This window comes from Bradyrhizobium sp. USDA 4506 (assembly GCF_054058795.1).
The window spans coordinates 3,044,967-3,065,880 of the sequence record NZ_JBSSBM010000002.1 but is presented as its reverse complement, the minus strand read 5'-3'; the positions used below and the strand labels follow the sequence as shown (position 1 = coordinate 3,065,880).

Annotated in this window: 17 protein-coding genes; 12 read left to right on the top strand and 5 right to left on the bottom strand. The window is 64.5% G+C overall.

Going from position 1 to position 20,914, the window contains the following annotated elements:
- The 8 genes from nuoL to mtnK all read left to right on the top strand — a co-directional run bounded on the left by nuoL (position 1) and on the right by mtnK (position 9,800).
- On the top strand, positions 1-2,058 hold the full coding sequence (gene nuoL / locus ACVIHF_RS16560) for an NADH-quinone oxidoreductase subunit L (RefSeq protein ID WP_456792306.1): 2,058 nt from the start codon (positions 1-3) through the stop codon (positions 2,056-2,058).
- Entirely contained in the window at positions 2,059-3,573 is a 1,515-nt protein-coding gene (locus ACVIHF_RS16555; RefSeq protein ID WP_016841819.1) for an NADH-quinone oxidoreductase subunit M, read from the top strand.
- 10 nt (positions 3,574-3,583) lie between these two features.
- Positions 3,584-5,020 carry an NADH-quinone oxidoreductase subunit NuoN gene (gene nuoN / locus ACVIHF_RS16550; protein WP_057016475.1) on the top strand — a complete coding sequence of 479 codons (1,437 nt, stop codon included), beginning with the start codon at positions 3,584-3,586 and terminating at the stop codon, positions 5,018-5,020.
- Positions 5,021-5,081: 61 nt separating this feature from the next.
- Entirely contained in the window at positions 5,082-5,888 is an 807-nt protein-coding gene (locus ACVIHF_RS16545) for a biotin--[acetyl-CoA-carboxylase] ligase (protein ID WP_456794096.1), read from the top strand.
- Positions 5,888-7,558 carry a ribonuclease J gene (locus ACVIHF_RS16540; RefSeq protein WP_253608460.1) on the top strand — a complete coding sequence of 557 codons (1,671 nt, stop codon included), beginning with the start codon at positions 5,888-5,890 and terminating at the stop codon, positions 7,556-7,558. The genes ACVIHF_RS16545 and ACVIHF_RS16540 overlap by 1 nt, the downstream gene beginning before the upstream one ends.
- A 73-nt stretch (positions 7,559-7,631) precedes the next feature.
- The gene (gene mce / locus ACVIHF_RS16535; RefSeq protein WP_057016476.1) at positions 7,632-8,036 is read left to right on the top strand and encodes a methylmalonyl-CoA epimerase; all 405 of its coding nucleotides are present in this window, start codon (positions 7,632-7,634) and stop codon (positions 8,034-8,036) included.
- A gap of 6 nt (positions 8,037-8,042) precedes the next feature.
- The gene (locus ACVIHF_RS16530; protein ID WP_057016477.1) at positions 8,043-8,318 is read left to right on the top strand and encodes a DUF1467 family protein; all 276 of its coding nucleotides are present in this window, start codon (positions 8,043-8,045) and stop codon (positions 8,316-8,318) included.
- 177 nt (positions 8,319-8,495) lie between these two features.
- Positions 8,496-9,800 (top strand): S-methyl-5-thioribose kinase, encoded by a 1,305-nt coding sequence (mtnK, locus tag ACVIHF_RS16525; RefSeq protein WP_310879531.1) that lies wholly within the window; start codon positions 8,496-8,498, stop codon positions 9,798-9,800.
- A 324-nt stretch (positions 9,801-10,124) separates the two neighbouring features.
- Here mtnK and ACVIHF_RS16520 read toward each other — a convergent pair whose 3' ends face one another.
- The 5 genes from ACVIHF_RS16520 to ACVIHF_RS16500 all read right to left on the bottom strand — a co-directional run bounded on the left by ACVIHF_RS16520 (position 10,125) and on the right by ACVIHF_RS16500 (position 15,849).
- Positions 10,125-11,369, bottom strand: a complete 1,245-nt coding sequence (locus ACVIHF_RS16520) for an IS4 family transposase (protein WP_456794095.1) — start codon at positions 11,367-11,369, stop codon at positions 10,125-10,127.
- A 279-nt stretch (positions 11,370-11,648) separates the two neighbouring features.
- Positions 11,649-12,683, bottom strand: a complete 1,035-nt coding sequence (locus ACVIHF_RS16515; protein WP_038385101.1) for an ABC transporter permease — start codon at positions 12,681-12,683, stop codon at positions 11,649-11,651.
- A 102-nt stretch (positions 12,684-12,785) separates the two neighbouring features.
- A complete protein-coding gene (locus ACVIHF_RS16510; protein WP_456792305.1) occupies positions 12,786-14,288 on the bottom strand; it encodes a sugar ABC transporter ATP-binding protein in 1,503 nt (500 codons plus the stop codon).
- A gap of 9 nt (positions 14,289-14,297) precedes the next feature.
- Entirely contained in the window at positions 14,298-15,335 is a 1,038-nt protein-coding gene (locus ACVIHF_RS16505) for a sugar ABC transporter substrate-binding protein (RefSeq protein WP_456792304.1), read from the bottom strand.
- Between the two features lie 88 nt (positions 15,336-15,423).
- Positions 15,424-15,849 (bottom strand): globin, encoded by a 426-nt coding sequence (locus ACVIHF_RS16500; protein WP_456792303.1) that lies wholly within the window; start codon positions 15,847-15,849, stop codon positions 15,424-15,426.
- A gap of 457 nt (positions 15,850-16,306) precedes the next feature.
- Between ACVIHF_RS16500 and ACVIHF_RS16495 the strand changes: the two genes are divergently transcribed.
- The 4 genes from ACVIHF_RS16495 (at position 16,307) to ACVIHF_RS16480 (ending at position 20,901) form a co-directional block, all read left to right on the top strand.
- Positions 16,307-16,678, top strand: a complete 372-nt coding sequence (locus tag ACVIHF_RS16495; RefSeq protein ID WP_253608464.1) for a DUF2946 domain-containing protein — start codon at positions 16,307-16,309, stop codon at positions 16,676-16,678.
- Between the two features lie 82 nt (positions 16,679-16,760).
- Positions 16,761-19,169, top strand: coding sequence for a TonB-dependent receptor family protein (locus tag ACVIHF_RS16490; RefSeq protein WP_456792302.1), 2,409 nt, complete (start codon positions 16,761-16,763; stop codon positions 19,167-19,169).
- A gap of 11 nt (positions 19,170-19,180) precedes the next feature.
- Complete coding sequence (locus ACVIHF_RS16485; RefSeq protein WP_253608466.1) at positions 19,181-20,407, top strand: sialidase family protein; 1,227 nt, start codon at positions 19,181-19,183, stop codon at positions 20,405-20,407.
- On the top strand, positions 20,404-20,901 hold the full coding sequence (locus ACVIHF_RS16480; RefSeq protein WP_225647468.1) for a TlpA family protein disulfide reductase: 498 nt from the start codon (positions 20,404-20,406) through the stop codon (positions 20,899-20,901). The genes ACVIHF_RS16485 and ACVIHF_RS16480 overlap by 4 nt, the downstream gene beginning before the upstream one ends.
- The last annotated feature ends 13 nt before the right edge of the window (positions 20,902-20,914 follow it).

The following is a 20,914-nucleotide window of genomic DNA, read 5'->3' as shown; positions in this document are numbered from 1 at the left end:
ATGGTTCAGGCAATCGTATTCCTGCCTCTGCTGGGCGCCATCCTCGCAGGCATTATCTCGCTGGTCGGTGCCCACGCGCGCTGCCCGAGCGGCGATACCGTCGACCATCACGACGATGCGCATGGCGACGCCCATGCCTCCGCCGCCCATGACGATCACGGCCATGACGACCACCACGTCTCCGAGCCGCCGGCCGCCGGCTCGCGTCTCGCCGAGCTGATCACCACGGGCCTCTTGTTCGTGTCGGCGGCGCTGTCGTGGTTCACGCTGGTCGATGTCGGCTTCATGCACCATGACGCGCGCGTCGTGCTGCTGCCCTGGATCAACTCGGGCGACCTGCAGGTGGCCTGGACGCTGCGGGTCGACACCCTGACCGCGGTGATGCTGGTCGTGGTCAACACGGTGTCCGCGCTCGTCCACCTCTATTCCATCGGCTACATGGACGAGGATCCGAACCGGCCGCGCTTCTTCGGCTATCTCTCGCTGTTCACCTTCGCGATGTTGATGCTGGTGACGTCGGACAACCTCGTTCAGCTGTTCTTCGGCTGGGAGGGCGTCGGCCTCGCGAGCTACTTGCTGATCGGGTTCTGGTACCAGAAGCCGTCGGCCAATGCCGCGGCGATCAAGGCCTTCGTGGTCAACCGCGTCGGCGACTTCGGCTTCGCGCTCGGCATCTTCGCGATCTACGCGCTGGTCGGCTCGACCGATTTCGAGACCATCTTCCATGCCGCGCCCGGTCTGACCGGCAAGACCATCAACTTCTTCGGCTGGCAGGCCGACGCGCTGACCTTGACCTGCCTGTTGCTGTTCATGGGCGCGATGGGCAAGTCGGCCCAGTTCCTGCTGCACACCTGGTTGCCGGACGCGATGGAAGGTCCGACCCCGGTGTCGGCACTGATCCATGCCGCGACCATGGTCACCGCCGGCGTGTTCATGGTGGCGCGGCTGTCGCCGCTGTTCGAGCTGTCGCCGACCGCGCAGGCGGTGGTGATGTTCTTCGGCGCGACCACGGCGTTCTTCGCCGCCACGATCGGCCTCGTGCAGAACGACATCAAGCGCATCGTCGCGTATTCGACCTGTTCGCAGCTCGGCTACATGTTCGTGGCGATGGGAGCGGGGGCCTATTCGGTCGGCATGTTCCATTTGTTCACGCACGCCTTCTTCAAGGCGCTGCTGTTCTTAGGGTCAGGCTCGGTGATCTACGCGATGCACCACGAGCAGGACATCCGCAACATGGGCGGGCTGTGGCGCAAGATCCCGTACACTTTCGCGGTGATGTGCATCGGCACCCTGGCGCTGACCGGCTTCCCGCTGTTCGCCGGCTACTTCTCCAAGGACGCGATCATCGAGGCGGCCTATGCGGCGCATAACCCGTTCGCGACCTACGCCTATCTCTTGACCATCGTGGCCGCCGGCCTGACCTCGTTCTACTCCTGGCGTCTGATCTTCAAGACGTTCTTCGGCGAGCCGCACGACCAGAAGCACTACGAGGCGGCGCATGAGAGCCCGGTGTGGATGTTGGTGCCGATCGGCGTGCTCGCCGCCGGCTCGATCCTGGCGGGCCTGCCGTTCAAGGAGCTGTTCGTCGGCCATCACGGCGTGGAAGAGTTCTTCCGCGAGTCCGTGAAGATGAACCCGCACATCCTCGAGGACATGGAGCACATGCCGGGCTGGCTTGCGCCGCTGCCCACCGTGATGATGGCGCTCGGCCTGTTCATCTCGTATCTGTTCTACATCCGCAGGCCGTACCTACCGGTCGAGCTCGCGCAGCAGCAGCCGATGCTGTACCAGTTCCTGCTCAACAAATGGTACTTCGACGAGCTGTACGACTGGATCTTCGTGCGCCCGGCGAAGTGGCTCGGCTACACGCTGTGGAAGAAGGGCGACGGCTTCATCATCGACGGCTTCGGTCCCGATGGCGTCTCCGCCCGCGTGCTCGACGTCACCCGCAACGTCGTGAAATTGCAGACCGGCTACCTCTATCACTACGCATTCGCGATGCTGATCGGGGCCGCCGGATTGATCACCTGGTTCATGTTCGGCTTGGGAGGCCAGTAGATGACAACCTGGCCCATCCTTTCGGTCACGACCTTCCTGCCGGCGGTCGGTGCGATCCTGGTCTATCTGCTGGCGCGGGGCGGTGACGAGACCGCGAGCCGCACGGCGCGCTGGATCGCGCTGTGGACCACGCTGATCACCTTCGCGATCTCGCTGATCCTGGTGGCGCGCTTCGATCCGGCCTCGACCGACTTCCAGTTCGTCGAGAAGGCGTCCTGGCTCGCCACCGGCATCACCTATCACATGGGCGTCGACGGCATCTCGCTGCCGCTGATCATCCTGACCACCGCGATCATGCCGCTCTGCATCATCGCGAGCTGGAAGTCGGTGACGCAGCGCGTCGGCGAATACATGATGGCGTTCCTGATCCTGGAAACGCTGATGGTCGGCACCTTCTCGGCGCTCGACCTCGTGCTGTTCTATTTGTTCTTCGAGGGCGGCCTGATCCCGATGTTCCTGATCATCGGCGTCTGGGGCGGCCCGCGCCGGGTCTATGCGTCGTTCAAGTTCTTCCTCTACACCTTCCTCGGCTCGGTCCTGATGCTGCTCGCCATCATGGCGCTGTACTGGAACGCCGGGACGACCGACATCCCGACCCTGATGCACACCGCGGTGCCGCGGTCGATGCAGACCTGGGCGTGGCTGGCCTTCTTCGCCTCGTTCGCGGTGAAGATGCCGATGTGGCCGGTGCACACATGGCTGCCGGACGCGCACGTCGAGGCGCCGACGGCGGGCTCGGTGATCCTGGCCGCGATCCTGCTGAAGATGGGCGGCTACGGCTTCCTGCGCTTCTCGCTGCCGATGTTCCCGCTGGCCTCGCACGACTTCGCGCCGTTCGTGTTCGTGCTGTCGGTCATCGCCATCATCTACACCTCGCTGGTGGCGATGATGCAGGAGGACATGAAGAAGCTGATCGCGTATTCGTCCGTCGCGCATATGGGCTTCGTCACCATGGGCATCTTCGCGGTGACGACGCAGGGCGTCGCCGGCGGCATGTTCCAGATGGTCTCGCACGGCATCGTCTCCGGCGCGCTGTTCCTTTGCGTCGGCGTCGTCTACGACCGCATGCACACCCGCGAGATCGCGGCCTATGGCGGTCTCGTCAACCGGATGCCGCTCTACGCGCTGACCTTCATGGTCTTCACCATGGCCAATGTCGGTCTGCCGGGCACCAGCGGATTCGTCGGCGAGTTCATGACGCTGCTCGGCACCTTCAAGATCTCGCTGCCGACGGCGTTCTTCGCCACCACCGGCGTGATCCTGTCGGCCTGCTACGCGCTCTGGCTCTACCGCAAGGTGGTGTTCGGGGCGCTGGTCAAGCCGTCGCTGATGTCGATCAAGGATCTCACCTTCCGCGAATGCGTGACGCTGTTCCCGCTGATCGCACTGACCATCCTGTTCGGCGTCTATCCGAAGCCGGTGCTCGACATGTCGGCGGCCTCGGTGCAGCAGCTCGTCAACAATTACCAAACCGCCGTGACTGCCGTGAAGGCAGCCGCGCTGACCGTCCAGTAAGGCCCTCGTCATGAGCTTTTCCAGTGCAGGTTATCAGTTGCAGCCGGTGCTGCCGGAGCTGGTGCTCGCGGTCGGCGCCATGGTGCTGTTGATGATCGGAGCCTATCGCGGGCAGGGGACGACGCGGCTCGTCACGGCGCTGGCGATCTGTCTCCTGGTGCTGACCGGCGTGCTGGAGCTCTGGTTGCCGGCCGGCAAGCTCGTGACCTTCGGCGGCAGCTTCATCGTCGATGATTTCGCGCGCTTCCTGAAGGTCCTCGCGCTGATCGCCTCGGCGGCAACCCTGATCCTGTCGACCGAGTACCTGTCACAGCCGTCGAGCCGCAACTTCGAGTTCTCGATCCTGGTGCTGCTGTCGACGCTCGGCATGATGGTGCTGATCTCGGCCGGCGACCTGATCTCGCTCTATCTCGGCCTCGAGCTGATGAGCCTTGCGCTCTACGTCGTCGCCGCCAGCCAGCGCGACAACGCCAAGTCGAGCGAGGCGGGCCTGAAGTATTTCGTGCTCGGCGCGCTGTCGTCGGGCATGCTGCTCTACGGCGCCTCGCTGATCTACGGCTTCACCGGCACGGTCAGCTTCGCCGGCATCGCGGCCGCCGCGACGACCGGCAGCATCGGCATCGTGTTCGGCCTGGTGTTCCTGCTCGCCGGCCTTTGCTTCAAGGTCTCGGCAGTGCCGTTCCACATGTGGACGCCGGACGTCTATGAGGGTGCGCCGACGCCGGTGACGGCGTTCTTCGCGTCCGCCCCGAAGGTCGCGGCCCTCGCGGTGTTCACCCGCGCGACGCTGACCGCGTTCCCGGGCATCGTCACCCAGTGGCAGCAGATCCTGGTGTTCGTGGCGATCGCCTCGATGGCGCTGGGCTCATTCGCGGCGATCGGCCAGACCAACATCAAGCGGCTGATGGCCTATTCCTCGATCGGCCATATGGGCTTTGCGCTGGTCGGCCTCGCCTCCGGCACGGTCGAGGGCGCCCAGGGCGTCCTGATCTACATCACGATCTATGTCGCGATGACGCTCGGTTCCTTCAGCATCATCCTGGCGATGAAGCGCAACGGCCAGGCGCTGGAGCAGATCAGCGATTTCGCCGGGCTGTCCCGCACCAACCCGTTGCTCGCCTTCATCTTCGCGATGCTGCTGTTCTCGCTGGCCGGCGTGCCGCCGCTCGCCGGGTTCTTCGGCAAATGGTACGTGTTCGTCGCCGCGATCAAGGCCAATCTGTTCACGCTCGCCGTGATCGGCGTGCTGACCAGCGTGGTGGGTGCGTTCTACTATCTGTCGATCGTCAAGGTGATGTATTTCGACCAGCCGCTCGGCAAGCTCGACCCGGTCCGCGTCGAGCTGCGCACCGTGCTGGCGGTCGCCGGCATCTTCAATATCTTCTACTTCGCTTATCCGGGCCCGCTGGTGAGTGTGGCCACGGCGGCGGCCAAATCGCTATTTTGACGCGTGCGGTTCCGAAATCGGGATGCTGGCTTTCGGAACCAATCATGCGCATAACGCTGACATGACCTTCACGCTCGGGCCCGGGGCCATAGCGGCGGGCTACCGGCTCGCCGCCTTCGATCAGATCGGCTCGACCAATGCCGAGGCGATGCTGCGCGCCCGCGGCGGCGAGCAGGGGCCGATGTGGTTCGTGACGCCCGAACAGACCGCGGGCCGCGGGCGGCGGCAGCGGGTCTGGGTCGCGCCGCGCGGCAATCTCGCCAGCACGATCCTTGAGGTGACGGACGTGCAGCCGGCAGTCGCCGCCACCCTCGGCTTTGCCGCCGGGCTGTCGCTCGAAGCCGCGCTGCGGAAGGTCAGCATCGAGGCGGCGCTGCGGCTCGGGCCGGACAGCCCGAAGTTCACCCTGAAATGGCCGAACGACGTGCTGGCCAACGGCAGGAAGCTCTCGGGCATCCTGCTTGAGGCCGAAGCCATCGGGAGCCGGCTGGCGGTCGTCGTCGGCATCGGCACCAATGTCGTCGCAGCACCCGAGGGGACGCCGACGCCGGCCGTATCGCTCGCGGCGCTCGGCATCCAGATCGGGGCGGAGGAGCTGTTTGCCGCGCTGTCGGACGCCTGGGTCGAGTTTCGCGGCATCTGGGACGACGGCCGCGGCTTCCCCGAGATCCGCAGGCTGTGGCTCGAGCGCGCGGCCGGGCTCGGCGAGAAGGTCGCGGTCCAGACCGGCTCGGCGACCCTTGAGGGCACGTTCGACACCATCGATGATACCGGCTGCCTGATCGTCCGCACCGCTGATGGCGAGCGCCTGCCCGTGACGGCGGGCGAGGTCTATTTCGGCACCGCAGCCTCGGTGAGGGCGGACTGATGGCGCGTCCCGACGAGCTCAGCTTTGCGCCGCTCGGCGGCGTCGGCGAGATCGGCATGAACCTGTCGATCTACGGCCTCGGCAACCGCCACCAGCGGTCCTTCCTCGCGGTCGATCTCGGCGTCTCCTTCGGCGACGAGGAGCATCTGCCGGGCATCGACCTGATCATGCCCGACGTCCGCTTCCTCGAGAAGGAGCGCAACAATCTGGTGGGCCTCGTGCTGACGCACGCCCATGAGGATCATTTCGGTGCCATCATCGATCTTTGGCCGAAGCTCGGCTGCAAGATCTACGCGACGCAATTCAGCGCGGCGCTGTTCGAGGCCAAATGCGCCGCCGAGCGCAACCCGCCAAAAATCCCGGTCACGGTGATCCCGTCGGGCGGGCGAGTCGATATCGGTCCGTTCAATGTCGAGTTCATCCCGGTCGCGCATTCGATTCCGGAATCGCACGCGCTGGCGATCAAGACCGATCTCGGCACCGTGCTGCATACCGGCGACTGGAAGATCGATCCGACCCCGATCATCGGCCAGCCGACCGACGAGCGGCGGCTGCGCGAGCTCGGCGATGAAGGCGTGCTGGCGCTGGTCGGCGATTCCACCAATGCGGTGCGCGACGGGCGCTCGCCGTCGGAGACCGAGGTCGCCGCCACAATCAAGAAGCTGGTCAAGGCGGCCAAGGGCCGGGTCGCGGTCACGACCTTCGCCTCCAATGTCGCCCGGGTGCGGGCGGTGGCGGACGCCGCCAACGCCGCCGACCGCGAGGTCGTCGTGGTCGGCCGTGCCATGGAGCGCGTGGTGCAGGTGGCGCGCGAATGCGGCTATCTCGATGGCTCGCATAAATTCCGCAGCGCCGACTATTACGGCCATTTCCCGGCCGACAAGGTGCTGGCGCTGTGCACCGGCAGCCAGGGCGAGCCGCGTGCGGCGCTGGCGCGGATCGCCAATGACGACCATCCGCAGGTCACCCTGAACAAGGGCGACACCGTGATCTTCTCCTCCCGCACCATTCCCGGCAACGAGAAGGCGGTCGGCTCGATCATCAACAACCTCGTCATGCAGGGCGTCGAGATCATCACCGACCGCGAGCATCTGGTGCACGTCTCCGGCCACCCGCGCCGCGACGAGCTGCGCGACATGATCTCCTGGGTGCGGCCGCAACTGCTGATCCCCGTCCATGGCGAGGCGCTGCATCTCGCCGAACACGCCAAGCTGGCGCGCGCCGCCGGCGTGCCCAAGGTCCTGACCTGCCGCAACGGCGACCTCGTCAAGCTCGGGCCCGGCGAGCCCGGCATCATCGGCGAGGTGCCGGCGGGGCGGCTCTACAAGGACGGAACCATCCTGGAGGACGCCAAGTCGCGCGCTGTGGTGGAGCGGCGGCGGATGGGCTTTGCCGGCTGCGCCTTCGTCGCCATCGCCATGACCGAGCAGGGCGAGCTCGTCGACGATCCCGAGGTTGATCTGGTCGGCATGCCGGAGAACAATGCGGCGGGCGAACTGCTCGACGACATCGTGTTCGATGTGGTGGTATCGACGATCGAGGGCCTGCCGAAGCCGCGGCGGCGCGATCCGGACGCGCTGGGGGAATCGGTGCGGCGCGCGGTGCGGGCGGCGCTGAACGAGCAATGGGGCAAGAAGCCGATCTGCGTCGTGCACGTTCTGACGGTTTGAGCCTAAGCATGATCCGGAAGAGTGCGAAGCGATTTTCCGAAAAGATCATGCTCAACTAAAGGGAGAGAGAGAGATGCTGGGCCGGCTCAATCACGTCGCGATCGCGGTCAAGGACGCCAAGCAGGCCGCGAAGATCTACGGCACTGCCTTCAATGCCGAGATTTCCGATGCGGTGCCGCTGCCGGAACACGGCGTGATCACCGTGTTCGTGACGCTGCCGAACACCAAGATCGAGTTCATCGAGCCGCTGGGCGAGACCTCGCCGATCGCGAAATTCGTCGAGCGCAATGCCGACGGCGGCATCCACCATGTCTGCTACGACGTGCCCGACATCATCGCGGCCCGTGACCGCATGATCGCCGAGGGTGCGCGGGTGCTGGGCGACGGCCAGCCGAAGATCGGCGCGCATGGCAAGCCGGTGCTGTTCTTCCACCCGAAGGACTTTTCCGGCGCCCTGGTCGAGATCGAACAGGCCTGAGGCCGCATGGCTTACCAAATCTCCACCGGACTTGCGATCTACTTCGTGCTTTGGTGGCTCGTGCTGTTCCTGACGCTGCCGTTCGGCGTGCGCAGCCAGCACGAGGACAATGTCGGCGCGCCCGGCACCGACCCCGGCGCGCCGATCCTGGCGCGGATGGGCCGCAAGCTGCTGTGGACCACACTGATTTCCGCCGTGATCTTCGCGATCGCGATGTGGGCCTATCATTCCGGCTATCTCTCGATCGAGCGGCTGTCGAAGCTGATGGGGATGCCGTTCTGATACGCAGTTTTCGTGGGATCAGAAGTAGCCCGCATGAGCGAAGCGACATGCGGGATCACTTTCCCGGGTATCGCTTCGCTCACCCGGGCTACGAACCGATGGGGATGCTGTCTTAGAAACTGATGCCAATGGAGTGGGGATCAACCTCGCCCTGGCAATGCGGAGGAGGCGACCACGATGAACCTGCAGTCCCAGCCGGGCTCCGGGCCGAGCGCATATCGAATCCTGCGGGAAGCCGATCTGCGGGCTTATCTCGCGGGACTGCCCGCCATCGTCGCGCAGCTCGGCGGCGCGCCGGCGGACTGGTCGATCAGCGAGGTCGGCGACGGCAATCTCAATCTCGTCTTCATCGTCAAGGGCGGAAGCGGCGGCCTCGCGGTCAAGCAGGCGCTGCCGTATGTGCGCCTCGTCGGCGAGAGCTGGCCGCTGCCGCTGTCGCGGGCGCATTACGAGCACATGGCGCTGGTGCATCAGGCGCGGCTGGCGCCGATGCTCGTGCCGGCGGTGCTGCATCATGATGCGCCGCTCGCGCTCACCGCGATGGAGCTGCTCGAGCCGCACATCATCATGCGCAAGGGCCTGATCGAGGCCACGTGGTACCCGCGCTTTGTCGAGGATATCTCAACCTTCCTGGCGCAAACGCTGTTCTTCACGTCCGACCTTGCGTTGTCGGCCGCGGAGAAGAAGCAGGGCATCGCCGATTTCGCCGGCAACCACGCGCTCTGCAAGATCACAGAAGACCTGATCTTCACCGATCCCTACCGCATCGCCGAGCAGAACCGCTGGACCGCGCCGTATCTCGACGCCACGGCGGCGGCGTTCCGCGAGGACCTCGACCTGCATGTCGCGATCTCCAGGCTGAAGCTGAAATTCATGGCGAGCCCGCAGGCGCTGCTGCACGGCGATCTGCATACCGGCTCGATCATGGTTACGGACAGCGAGACCAGGGTGATCGATCCCGAGTTCGCCTTCTACGGCCCGATGGGCTTCGACATCGGCGCCGTCATCGGCAACCTCCTGATGGCCTATCTGGCCTCCGCCGGCCACGAGCGCACGCCGGGCGAGCGCGCCTCGTTCGAGGCCTGGCTACTCGCGACCATGGAGGGCGTCTGGAGCGAGTTTTCCCGAAAGTTCTTGGCGCTGTGGCGCAGCGAGGCGAACGGCGACGGCTATCCGGTGTCGCTGTTTACCGGCGAGGCAGGTGCCGCGCGGTTGGAGGCAGAACGGCAGGCGTACATGGCGCGGCTGTTCGAGGACACCGTCGGCTTCGCCGCGGCCAAGACCATCCGGCGCATCCTTGGTCTCGCGCACAACATCGACTTCGAGTGGATCGCCGACGAGAAGCAGCGCGCGATCTGCGAGGCGCGGGCCCTCAAGCTCGCCCGCAATATGATGCTGGAGGCGCCGTCCTACACGACGATCGGCGCGGTCACCTACGCCGCCCGCGAGCTGCGCCACTGGCAGCCGGATTTTGCGAGGTAGCCGGGAAGCGTAGGATGGGTGGAGCGAAGCGGTACCCATCATTCTGACCGCGCGATAAGAGTTGATGGGTTTCGCTTCGCTCTACTCGTCCTACGCAGCGCGGCTTTCCCTGCGCCCTCTTCAACGCGAGGGCGGAACGAACAGCAAGCTCGGACAAATCATGTCGCGAGAATGCGGATGTTTGACTCACAAGCGATACACACTCGGCGTCGTCCCGGCGAAGGCCGGGACCCATAACCACCAACGATCATTGTTGAGCGACGCTGGAATGACGAGTTCCTTCAACAATACGGCGTATGGGTCCCTGCTTTCGCACTAGTGCATCTACACGTTTGTCGGGCCATTTGCGAGGATTTGGAAGCGGGCCATTCCGGTGTGGAAGGTGATTGGTCCAGGTGGACGGTGGGAGGCGTAGCCGGTCCATCCGCCGAGTTTTGCGATGATCCATGCCGCCCAAGCAAGAGTGTTGGGGCGATGGTGGTTTTTCTGAAGCTCGGTGCGACCTTTCATGGTTTTGTTGATGGCCCTGAGCGTCTCGATCTCTTCTGCGGTGAAGACAAATTCAGCCGGCAATTCTTCGCCACTGTTGCGGGCCTGAACGAGTTGAATGACGATACATGCCGCTCTGGTGGCGACCGCCACGAGCTTGATCAGGCCTTCGGCGCTCTCGATCTGACTATCCTCGATGCGCAAACCCTGGCTCTTCAGCGAGCGAAAGAGTTGCTCAATGATCCAGCGCTGGCGGTACCAGGAGACGATCTGCCAGGCGTCTTTAACGGTGGCGACCGGATGAGTGGTCAGGAGCAGCCAGCGAATGGGCTCCGCACCTCTCGGCGGATGCAACTCGACCACTTCTACGAAGCTGAGTTTGATGCCCTCCGCCAAGTCGGTGACGCCGGGCCTCTGCGGCCGCTTGAGCACGACGGTTCCGAAGCGCATCGAGAGATGGGCCTGCCGGCCGCGCCGATCCATTCGCTGCGGCAGATCGATCACCGCGTTGTCGCAGAAGCGGCTCCGCTCGACCGCCTGATAAAGTGTGTCGCCATCGACCAGCGCATGGTCGTGCATGGCACGCGACAGAAGATGGACATTCTCAGCTGGCGTCAGCGCCCAGTGAGCAAAGAAATCCCCCTCGCGGTCGTTGACGACGGTGATCATGCGGGCATCTGCCAGGACGTCGCGGCCTTGCTCGGCGGCCGTCACCCAGCGCGCCGACTCCTTGTCGGCCAAGGCGCGCCGCTCATGCGGGATTTTTACCTTGCCTTTGCGCGTCCAAACGTTGCCGCCAGTAAGGCCAAGACAGACCCCGCTGTCGGCATCCACCGCCATCATCGCATGCAACAGCACGCCGCGAGCATTGCCCTTGCCGACTTTGCCCAGCCCGCGCCGCCGTCCCGCCGGGGTCTGGAACTTGACCTCGCTCGTATCCTGGATCGCCAGCACATGACGCCCGCTGACCGCAGTCCGCGTCTGCGCGCTCCAGCCCTCAATCAATTTATCGATCGTGACTTGGGGGTTGTTCACAAACCGCCAGAACGCCATATTGGCAGCCCAATCGCCCCGGGCCATCTGGCGCAAGCAGACGCTGCGCGTGCAAAGCATAGCCCGGAGAAGCGTCGCCCCCTTTTGTCGAGACGAACGTCCCCGAACTCACCCAAAGACAAATCCGGCTGCATCGCTGGCGCTCCTTCGAATCAAAGCGCCAGTGAGAGAATCATACAACATGCTGCAGAGACGCCACTTCTTGCTGCACCGAGTCAATCTGTCGCGCCCCAAAACCGTGTAGACACGCTAGTGCGAAAGCAGGGACGACGATTGGAGAGAGCTGTGTGCTCAGCTCCTTCATCCTTAATCCGCCGCTTGTTCCCGCAGCCGCTGCGCATATACATTGATGATCAGCGCCGCGAGCAGGATCAACCCGCGGATCAGGATCTTCAGGAAACTGTCGATATTGACGTGGTCAAGGCCGTTGTTGAGCACGCCGAGCACGAACAGGCCGACGATGGTGTTGCCGATGCCGCCGCGGCCGCCGAACAGGCTGGTGCCGCCGACCACCACGGCCGCGATCGAATCCAAGAGATAGGTGTCGAACTCGTTCTGCTGGGCGCTGCCGAAATGGGCGACGCCGAGCATGCCGCCGATCCCGGAGCACACCGCCGAGATCACCATCACGCTGCCGAGGATGAGCTTGACGTTGAGGCCGGCAAATTCCGCGGCCTCGCGGTTGCCGCCGACCATGTAGACGTAGCGGCCGAACCGCGTGTAGGTCAGCACCAGATGGCCGCCGAGCAGCATCACCGCGGCGACGATCACGATCCAGGGGATGCCGCCGATCGAGCCGGAGCCGAGCGTCGTGATCAGGTCCGGCACTTTGTAGGCGATCTGGCCGCGCACCAGCAGCGCCGAGACGCCGGCCGCAATCTGCATCATGGCCAGCGTCATGATGAAGGAGGGGATGCCGATCATGGTCAGCCCCAGAGCGTTGACGAGGCCGAGCAGCGCGCACAGCGCCAGCGCCAGCAGGATCGCGACGATGCCCGGCATCGGGACGTTGGCGATGTTGACGTAGGATTCCTGCAGCGTGAAGTACGCCACGGCAATGCCGGTGACGTTGGCGATGCTGGCGATCGACAGGTCGATCTCGGCGCACAGGATCACGAAGGTGAGGCCGACGGCGATGATGCCGGTGACCGACACTTGCGTGAGGATGTTGCCGACATTGTCGATGGTCGCAAACGACGGGCTCGCGATCGCGAAGAACGCACTGAGGAAGATCAGCGTCAGGAACGGCGCGATGTTGCGCATCTGCGAGCGCAGGAAGGGCGCCAGCCCGCGCGACCGCTGGTGATCCGCTCGCGCCGTCGCGCCGTCACTGCTTGCCATCATGTCTCTCCATCAAGCGCGATGAGGTCGTCATCGCGCCTTCTCTGTTCGTTTGAGCATGATCTCATCGGAAAACCGCTTCGCACTTTTCCGGATCATGCTCTAGGCCGCCTGCAGCAGCCGGTCCTTGCTGACCGCTTCGCCCGCGAATTCGCGCACCACCGCGCCGCGCTTCAGCACCAGGATCCGGTCGGCCAGCGACAGCACCGTCTCCGGCTCGGTCGACAGCACGATGATCGCCAGCCCCCTGGCGCGAAGATCGCGCACGATGTTGATCACGTCGTTCTTGGCGCCGACATCCATGCCGCGGGTCGGCTCGCACAGCACCAGCACGCGCGGCGGGTAGGCGAGCCATTTCGCCAGCGCCACCTTCTGCTGATTGCCGCCGGACAGCATGCCGAGATCGAGGCCGACCACCGGCGGCCGGATCTGCAGTTGCTCGACCTGGCGCTGGGCGATCGCACGCTCGCGCACCGGCTTGAGCAGCAGCGCCGAGATCCGTTCGAGGATGCTGATCGAGATGTTCTTGTAGACCGGCTCCTGGTGGAACAGCATGGCGCGCCGGCTTTCCGGCACCAGGGCGACGCCGGCCCGTCGCGCCGCCGCGGTGCTGCGAAACGTCTTCGCTGCGCCGTCGACCGCAAGTGTTCCGCCGTCGGGTCGCAGCTTGCCGAACAGGATGCGCGACAGCTCCAACTGCCCGCAGCCCATGAAGCCGTAGATGCCGAGCACTTCGCCGGAGCGGGCCTCGAACGAGACGTCCTGCAGGCTGCGGCGCAGCGAGAGCTGATCGACCTTCAGCACCGCGGCGCCGCCGCTCGATTGCGGGAGCATCAGGTCATCGGTGTAGCTGTGCTCCAGCGCCTCGCCCCCACGACCGATCATGGCCTCGATCAGGGCGCCCTTGGTGGTGTCCGCGGATGCCGTCTCCGCGATCTTCCGCCCGTTGCGGAACACGGTCACCACGTCGGAGACCCGCAAAATGTCCTCGATGAAATGCGAGATGAAGACGATGCTGGTGCCTTCGTCGCGCAGCCTGTGCAGCGTCGCAAAGAGGCGTTCGACCTCGGGTGGGGAGAGGGCGGAGGTCGGCTCGTCCAGGATGATGATGCGTGCGCCGGAGAACAGCACGCGGGCGATCTCGATCAGCTGCTGCAGGCCGATCGGCAGGTCGCCGAGCCGTGTCATCGGGTCGACGTCGATGCCAAACCGTGCCAGCTGCTCGCCGGCCTCGCGCGCCATCCGCCGCCACTGCACGAAGCCGAGGCGGTTGGTCGGCTGGTTGCCGAGGAACACGTTCTCGGCGACCGTCAGATCAGGCGCGACGCTGAGCTCCTGATGCACCATGCCGATGCCGGCGGCGTGCGCGTCGCGGGTGGAGCGGAAGCGGGTTTCCTTGCCGTCCAGCATGAAGCGGCCGGAGAACTCCGGATGCACGCCGGCGATGATCTTCATCAGCGTGCTTTTTCCGGCGCCGTTCTCGCCGACGAGACCGTGGATCTCGCCGGCGTGCAGCGCGAAGTCGACCCCACGAAGGGCTTCGACACCGCCGAAGGCCTTCGTGATCTGGTGCAACTCGAGGATCGCCGAGCGTCCCTGCGTCATGGGGCCCGCTCAGATCAGGAAATGATCCTCCATCCATTGCATGCCGGCGGCGTTGGCCTTGGTCACGACGGGACCGTCGGTCACGACGTTCTTCGGAATGCCCTGGCCGCTCTTCTCGCCGCCGACCACGGCGGCGACACCCGCGACGATCGCGCCGCCATGGATGCGGCAGGACGGATTGCGGACGGTCGCGAACATGCGGCCTTCGCTGACCGCCTGGATCGCCGGCGGCATGGCGTCGACACCGCCGATCAGGATGTTGGTGCGGTTGCGCGCCCTCATGATGTTGTAGGCGGCGAGCGCCATGTCGTCGTTGTGGAAGAAGGCGGCGTCGATCTGCGAGTATTTGGTCAGATAGGTTTCCCAGAGCCGGGCGGTCTTCGAGACGTCCCAGTCGGCGGGCTGGGTGTCCAGCACCTCGATGTTCGGGAACTGCTTGATGACCGAGTTGAAGCCCTTGGCGCGGCCCTGCGCGCCGGTATGGCCGAGCGCGCCCTGGGTCATGATGACCTTGCCCTTGCCGCCGATCGCGTTGCACAGCGCCTGGGTCACCGAGGCTCCCATGAACTCGTTGTCGGGCGCGAGGAACGAGTGGACGTTAATTTGATCGAGAGGAGCAATAAGCGTGTCCATGTCGATCACGGGCGTGCCGGCGTCGATCATCTTCTGCACCGGCTGGGTCAGCGTGCCGATACCGAACGCCTGGATCGCGACGAAGTCCCATTTCTGCGACGCCATGTTGTCGATCGCGGCGCGCTGCTTGACGGCATCGAGCTGGCCGTCGAACCAGGTCACCTCGACGTTGAACAGCTTGCCCCAGAACTCGGCGGCCTGCTTGCCTTGCGCGCACCACGTCGCCTGCAGTCCGGCATTGGAGAACGCCGCCTTCAGCGGCTTTTCCGAGCGTCCCGTTTCGGCGGCGAGCGCCGACGTCGTCATGCCCATTCCGCCGAACAGGCCGGCCGCAGCTCCACCTGCCGCCGCCATCTGCAGAAGGTCGCGCCGCGTCGTCGACGCCTTGTCCATCCCCTTGTCGGTCCCTGGCATTGCTTGCTCCCTCTTCGTTTTTCTGACCGTCGGCGTCAGTTGCACGCGCCGCGGATAAAGCGAGTGTGTCACAATCGGAACGGTGACGCTACGGCCTCTCGTCCACGAGATGTTTCTGCTGCAGCACGATGGCTTCGATGTCGCCGAGCAGCTTGTGCCACGCAGCATCGACCTCCGCAGTCCACTGCTCGCCGAGAATCTCGCGCAAGCTGTCGGCGATCACCGCGAAGAACGCGACGAACAGTTCGCGCGGCGTTCCGTAGGCGTCGTGCGAGAACACTTCCGATTCGATCAGGCGAAAATGTCCGCGGCGCTCGCCCGCGAAATCGAGGATGGCTTCGATCGTCAGCGCCAGCATCGAGCCTTTCACCGGCTCGCTGCCTTCGGTGCGAAACATCGCCTGCGTCTCGGGATGTTCGCGAAACAGGCGGCGATAGACTGACGGTGTCAGATCATCGCAAGCCGCTTCTGCGAGTTCAAAGCTGCGTTCGATCGGATTCAATGATGGAGCCATAGCGGATTGCGATCATCACATAAAAAAAGAGCAGGGCTCAAAGCCCTGCTCCAAAAATTGTGTCGACCCTATTTGCCCCAAAAATTCGATTTGATCTTGATTGATGGGGTGACGCTGCTTGTGCGCGTCGGGCTCCTCCCGAGACTTGGACCACCAGGACACACCTCGCGGCTGGCCTGAGCCCGAATTGGTAGACTATCTTTCCAGGCTTGTCATCATTTTCGGCAACGATTGTTCAATTTTCGAGCAATTTGCGAAATGATTGGGATGGCGCCACTGGCGGTTGTAACCGGAGATGCAAAACACGTGGCAGGGTAAGGGGATACGACTGATTTCGGAGTTGCCGTGACGCAAGTGCCACGCTCGGTTATTTCCGTCGGCTGGACGAAACCGGACGCGTCGGCGATCTCGACTTCCGGCGTGCATGGTGGTTAGTTCCGTCCCGGATGGTTTTGCGATGCGCCGGCGGCTGAAGAATTTTCTGCCCATCGTCCTGGTTGCCCTGCTGGTGCAGATTCTTGCACCGATCGGGGCCTGCTGGGCGGCGAGCCTTGCCGCGTCCGATCCGCTCGCGGCCGCCACCATCTGCCACGGCGATGCCGGCTCGGGAGCCGGGCAGGGCGACCAGACCGGTCACGACGCCCATGACGGCTGCTGCTCAGCGTGCAGCGTGCTGCAGACCGGTGCGCCCGTTGATAGCCCGCAAGTTACCGCTCAGGCCGTCGAACGCCTGCCGAGCCGGATCGCCTGGCTTGATTTCGCCTCCGAGCTCGATCGTTCGCGCGCCGGCCTCTCGGCGCAAGCCCGCGCCCCGCCGCTGTTTTCCTGACGACCTTGTCGCTGCCGGTGCGTCCCGCGCCGGCAAGTGCCCTTGAGCAAGCCGGCCGAAGTGCCGGTGTCAGGATTCATCCATGTTTCGCTATCACCCGCTGGAGGCGGCAAGCATGCTCGCGCTGGGCGCGACGCTTTGCGCATTGCCGTCCGCTGCCGAAGCCCAGGCGCCCAGCACAGAGCTACCCTCCGTCACCGTCGAGGCGCCCCGGACGGCGGTGCGCGCCAAGCCGGCGGCGCCGAAGCCGCGGGCTCGTGCGGCGTCCGTGCGGCGGCCACCGAAGCCGGCGACAGCGCCGGCCGTGACGGCGGCCCCAGCGGGCGTCGCGAGGCCGGGGGAGACGCTTGCCGCGACCCGCGACGGTTTGAACCGGGCGCCGACAGGCCAGACGCAGACGACCATCGACCGCAGCCAGTTCGACAACCGACCGGCGTTCTCCGTCGCCGATGTGCTGCGGGACAGTCCGGGCATCTCGATCAAGCAGGGCAACGGCCCGCGTGATTTCGGTATCTCGATCCGCGGGTCGAATGCGCGGAACGGCTTCGGCATCCGCAACCTCGTCATCTTCGACGACGGTTTCCCGGTGACCCAGCCGGACGGCCTGTCGCGCAGCGACCTGATCGATCCGCATGCCTATGGCGCCATCGACGTGGTCCGCGGGCCGTCATCGGCGCTCTACGGCAATTATGCGACCGGCGGCGCGCTGAATTTCAGGACCCGGCCGGGCGGCACGATCGACGGCGTCGAGTATGGCGTCGACGGCGGCAGCTTCGGTTACCTCAACAACTATCTCGCGGCGGGCAAGAAGGTCGGCAATTTCGAGGGCTCGCTGTTCGCGAGCGACGCGCGCGGCGACGGCTACATCGGCAACAGCTGGTTCAACACCCAGACCGTCAATTTCCTCGGCACGCTGCAGGTCACGCCGGACGACCGCTTCACGGTGAAGCTGATCAATAATGACCTGACGACGCGCCTGCCGATCCGCTCCTCGCTCAACCAGTTCTACCAGAACCCGTTCCAGCTGGGTTGCACGACCGGCGCGACGGCCGCGCCGGGATGCGCCACCGTGACGCTGTTCAACAATGGGTTCAACGCGGCGGCCGGGACCGACAGGGAGACCGCGCTTCAGGCGGGCCTTGGGCGCGACGACCGCCGTACCATCGTCGGCGGCCGCTGGGAGCACGACTTCGACAACCAGACCACCTGGCGCAACCAGTTCGTGTTCGACGACCGCAACATCAACCAGCCGACGGGATCGACGAGCGCGATCGGCGACTTCCCGTCCTACAACTACATGAGCGACGTCGTCAGACGCGGCGATGTGTTCGGACTGGATTCGACCACCTATTTCGGCGGCTTCTACAATACGCTCACCGCCTCGAGCGATACGCGCAATGTGATGCCGGGCGGAAATGCGACGCTCGGAAGCCTGTCGAGCAATTTGTTCAGCACGACGACAAATTACGGTGTTCGCGCACGCGAGGAACTGAAGCTCACACCTGCGCTGACCGCCGTTGCCGGCATTGGCTGGGAGACCACCAGTCTGACGGGGCGAAACACCGCCTATGGCTATGCCGGCGCGGCCGGGACCAGGACCACGGCGATCACGACGGCGGACCGGCAATTCCAGAATACCGCGCCCGAGCTCGCATTGCTGTACCGGCTGAGCAGCGAGTGGCAAGTCCGCGGGCGGGTGGCAACCGGATACGGCACGCCGCAGGTCGGCAATCTGTTCGTCCTGCCGAGTGGCGCCTCGGGCAACAACACCCAGCTGCAGACGCAAAAGAATCTCGGTTACGATGTCGGTGCCGACTGGACACCGAACAACGCGCTCAAGCTCAGCGTCACCGGCTTCTACGAGTTCTTCAAGGACGAGCTCGTTTCTCAGGCCACGCCGCTTGCGGGCATCTCCTACACGTTCAACGCGCCGCGATCGGAGCATCGCGGCGTCGAGCTGGCCGCCGACTGGAAATTCCTGCCGGGCTGGCGGTTCTCGGCGGCCTACACTTATCTCGACGAGGTCTACACGGAATACGTCGAGAACATCACGAACGGCGCGGTGTTCAGCTTCAATCGCGCCGGCAACAAGATTCCCGGCATTTCGCCGAACGAGCTCACGGCGCGGTTGGGCTACGACCAGCTGTCGGGTCAGTTTCAGGGACTTGGCGGGTTCGTCGAAGTGCAGTGGAAGGACAGCTTCTACATGGACAATGCCAACCTCTTGAGGGCGCCGGGCTACGAGCTGGTGAACCTCAACCTGCACTACAAGACTGATCTTGTCTCCGATTACTTCAAGGCGCTGAACCTCTACATCGAGGTGAGGAACGTCTTCGACCGGACCTACGTGGCGTCGGCGAACAACATCTCAAATTCGGTGACCGCGGCAGGCATTCAAAATCCCGCGAGCGTACTGGCGAACTCGACCAACTCGATCTATGCCGGATCGCCGCGCGCCTTCGTGGCGGGCATGAAGATTGCGTTCAAATGAGGAGCGCATCGATGACCTATCGCAAACCGGTCGCCCTGACGCTGCTTGCATCGCTCATGCTCGCGGCCTTGCCGAGCCTTGCCGTCGCACAGATGAGCCATCAGCACGCCTCCGAAGCGGCCTGCGAAGAGACGGCCCTGCGCTGCGCGACCAAGGTCACGCCCGCCTTTGGGCGGGATGGGACATTGTGGCTGGCGTGGATGGCCGGAGGTCAGATCTCCGTCGCGAGCTCAAAAGACCAGGGCAAGAGCTTTTCCACACCGGTGCAGGTCAGCCGGGAGCGGCTCAATCTCGATTGGGGACCGGATGCGCGGCCGAAGCTTGCGATCGATGCCAAGGGCAACATCGCTGTGGCCTTCTCGATCTTCCGCGATCAGAATTTCAACGGTCAGGTGCTGACCACGCGATCGACCGATGGCGGGCGCAGCTTCGAAGCGCCGAAGCCGATCACCGCGAGCAATGAGAGCCAACGTTTCGAGGCGATTGGCTTCGATCCTGCGGGGGCGGTGTTTGCCGCGTGGCTCGACAAGCGTAACCGCGTGCCGGCGCAGCAGCGCGGCCAGAAATATGATGGTGCCGGATTGTTTTTCGCGTCATCCGGAGATGGCGGAGCAACCTATTCCGACGCGCGGCTCGTCGCCGACAACACCTGCGAGTGCTGCCGCCTTGCGCTGGCATTCGATGGCGCGGGCCGTCCGGTGGTCGTGTTCCGGAACATCTTTGAGGGTGGCGTGCGCGACCATGCGATCGTGACGTTCTCCGACCTGGCTACGCCCGGCGAGATCGATCGGGTGAGCCACGACGACTGGCAGATCGCGGCCTGTCCGCATCACGGTCCGAGCCTGACGATATCGCGCGAAGGAACCTACCATGTGACGTGGTACACCAACGGCAAGGCGCGCAAGGGATTGTTCTATGCGCGCTCGAGCGACGGCGGCAAAACCTTCTCCGATCCGCTTCCGGTCGGTCAGCCGAACCGCAGCCCGTCACGGCCGCAGATTATCGCGGGGCCGCAGGGGCTTGTCATGGCCTGGAAGGAATTCGACGGGCAGAAGACGACAATCGATCTCATGACATCGCACGACGATGGAGCGACATGGTCGAAGCCAAGGGTGATCGCGGATACCGCCGACAGTTCCGACCATCCGCTGCTCGTCTCGGACAGCCGGCAGACCTATCTGTCGTGGATGACGAAGGCCGACGGCTACCATTTTCAAGCGATCGAGGGCGAACCATGAAGCGTTATCTGCTCGCGGCGCTGGTCCTGCTCGCAACGCTACCGTCCGCATTGGCGGCGGGAGAGGGCGCGCCAAAGCCGTTCGAACGCGGCAGCTGGCAGAAGCTGCTGCATGCGCATGCCGGTCGTCCGACCCTGGTGCATTTCTGGGGAGTGACCTGCGGACCATGCAAGGTCGAGCTGCCGGAGCTTGGCCAGTTCATGAAGGATCATCCCGGAATCGATATCGTCACGATCAGCGCGGATCTGGTTCCCAACCTTCCGGAAGCGACGCGATCGATGCTGGATCGCGCCGGCCTCGGCGCGGCCGAAAACTGGATCTTCGACGACGGCTTTGCCGAGCGGTTGAGATTTGAGATCGATCCGGCCTGGCAAGGCGATATCCCGCGAACCATGCTGATTTCCCGGGATGGAACGATCACGACGATCGAAGGGTCGGCCGAAATCGCCGATCTGAACAAATGGTCCAGCGCCCAGTCGGCAGCAACCCGATGACACTTGAATTTCA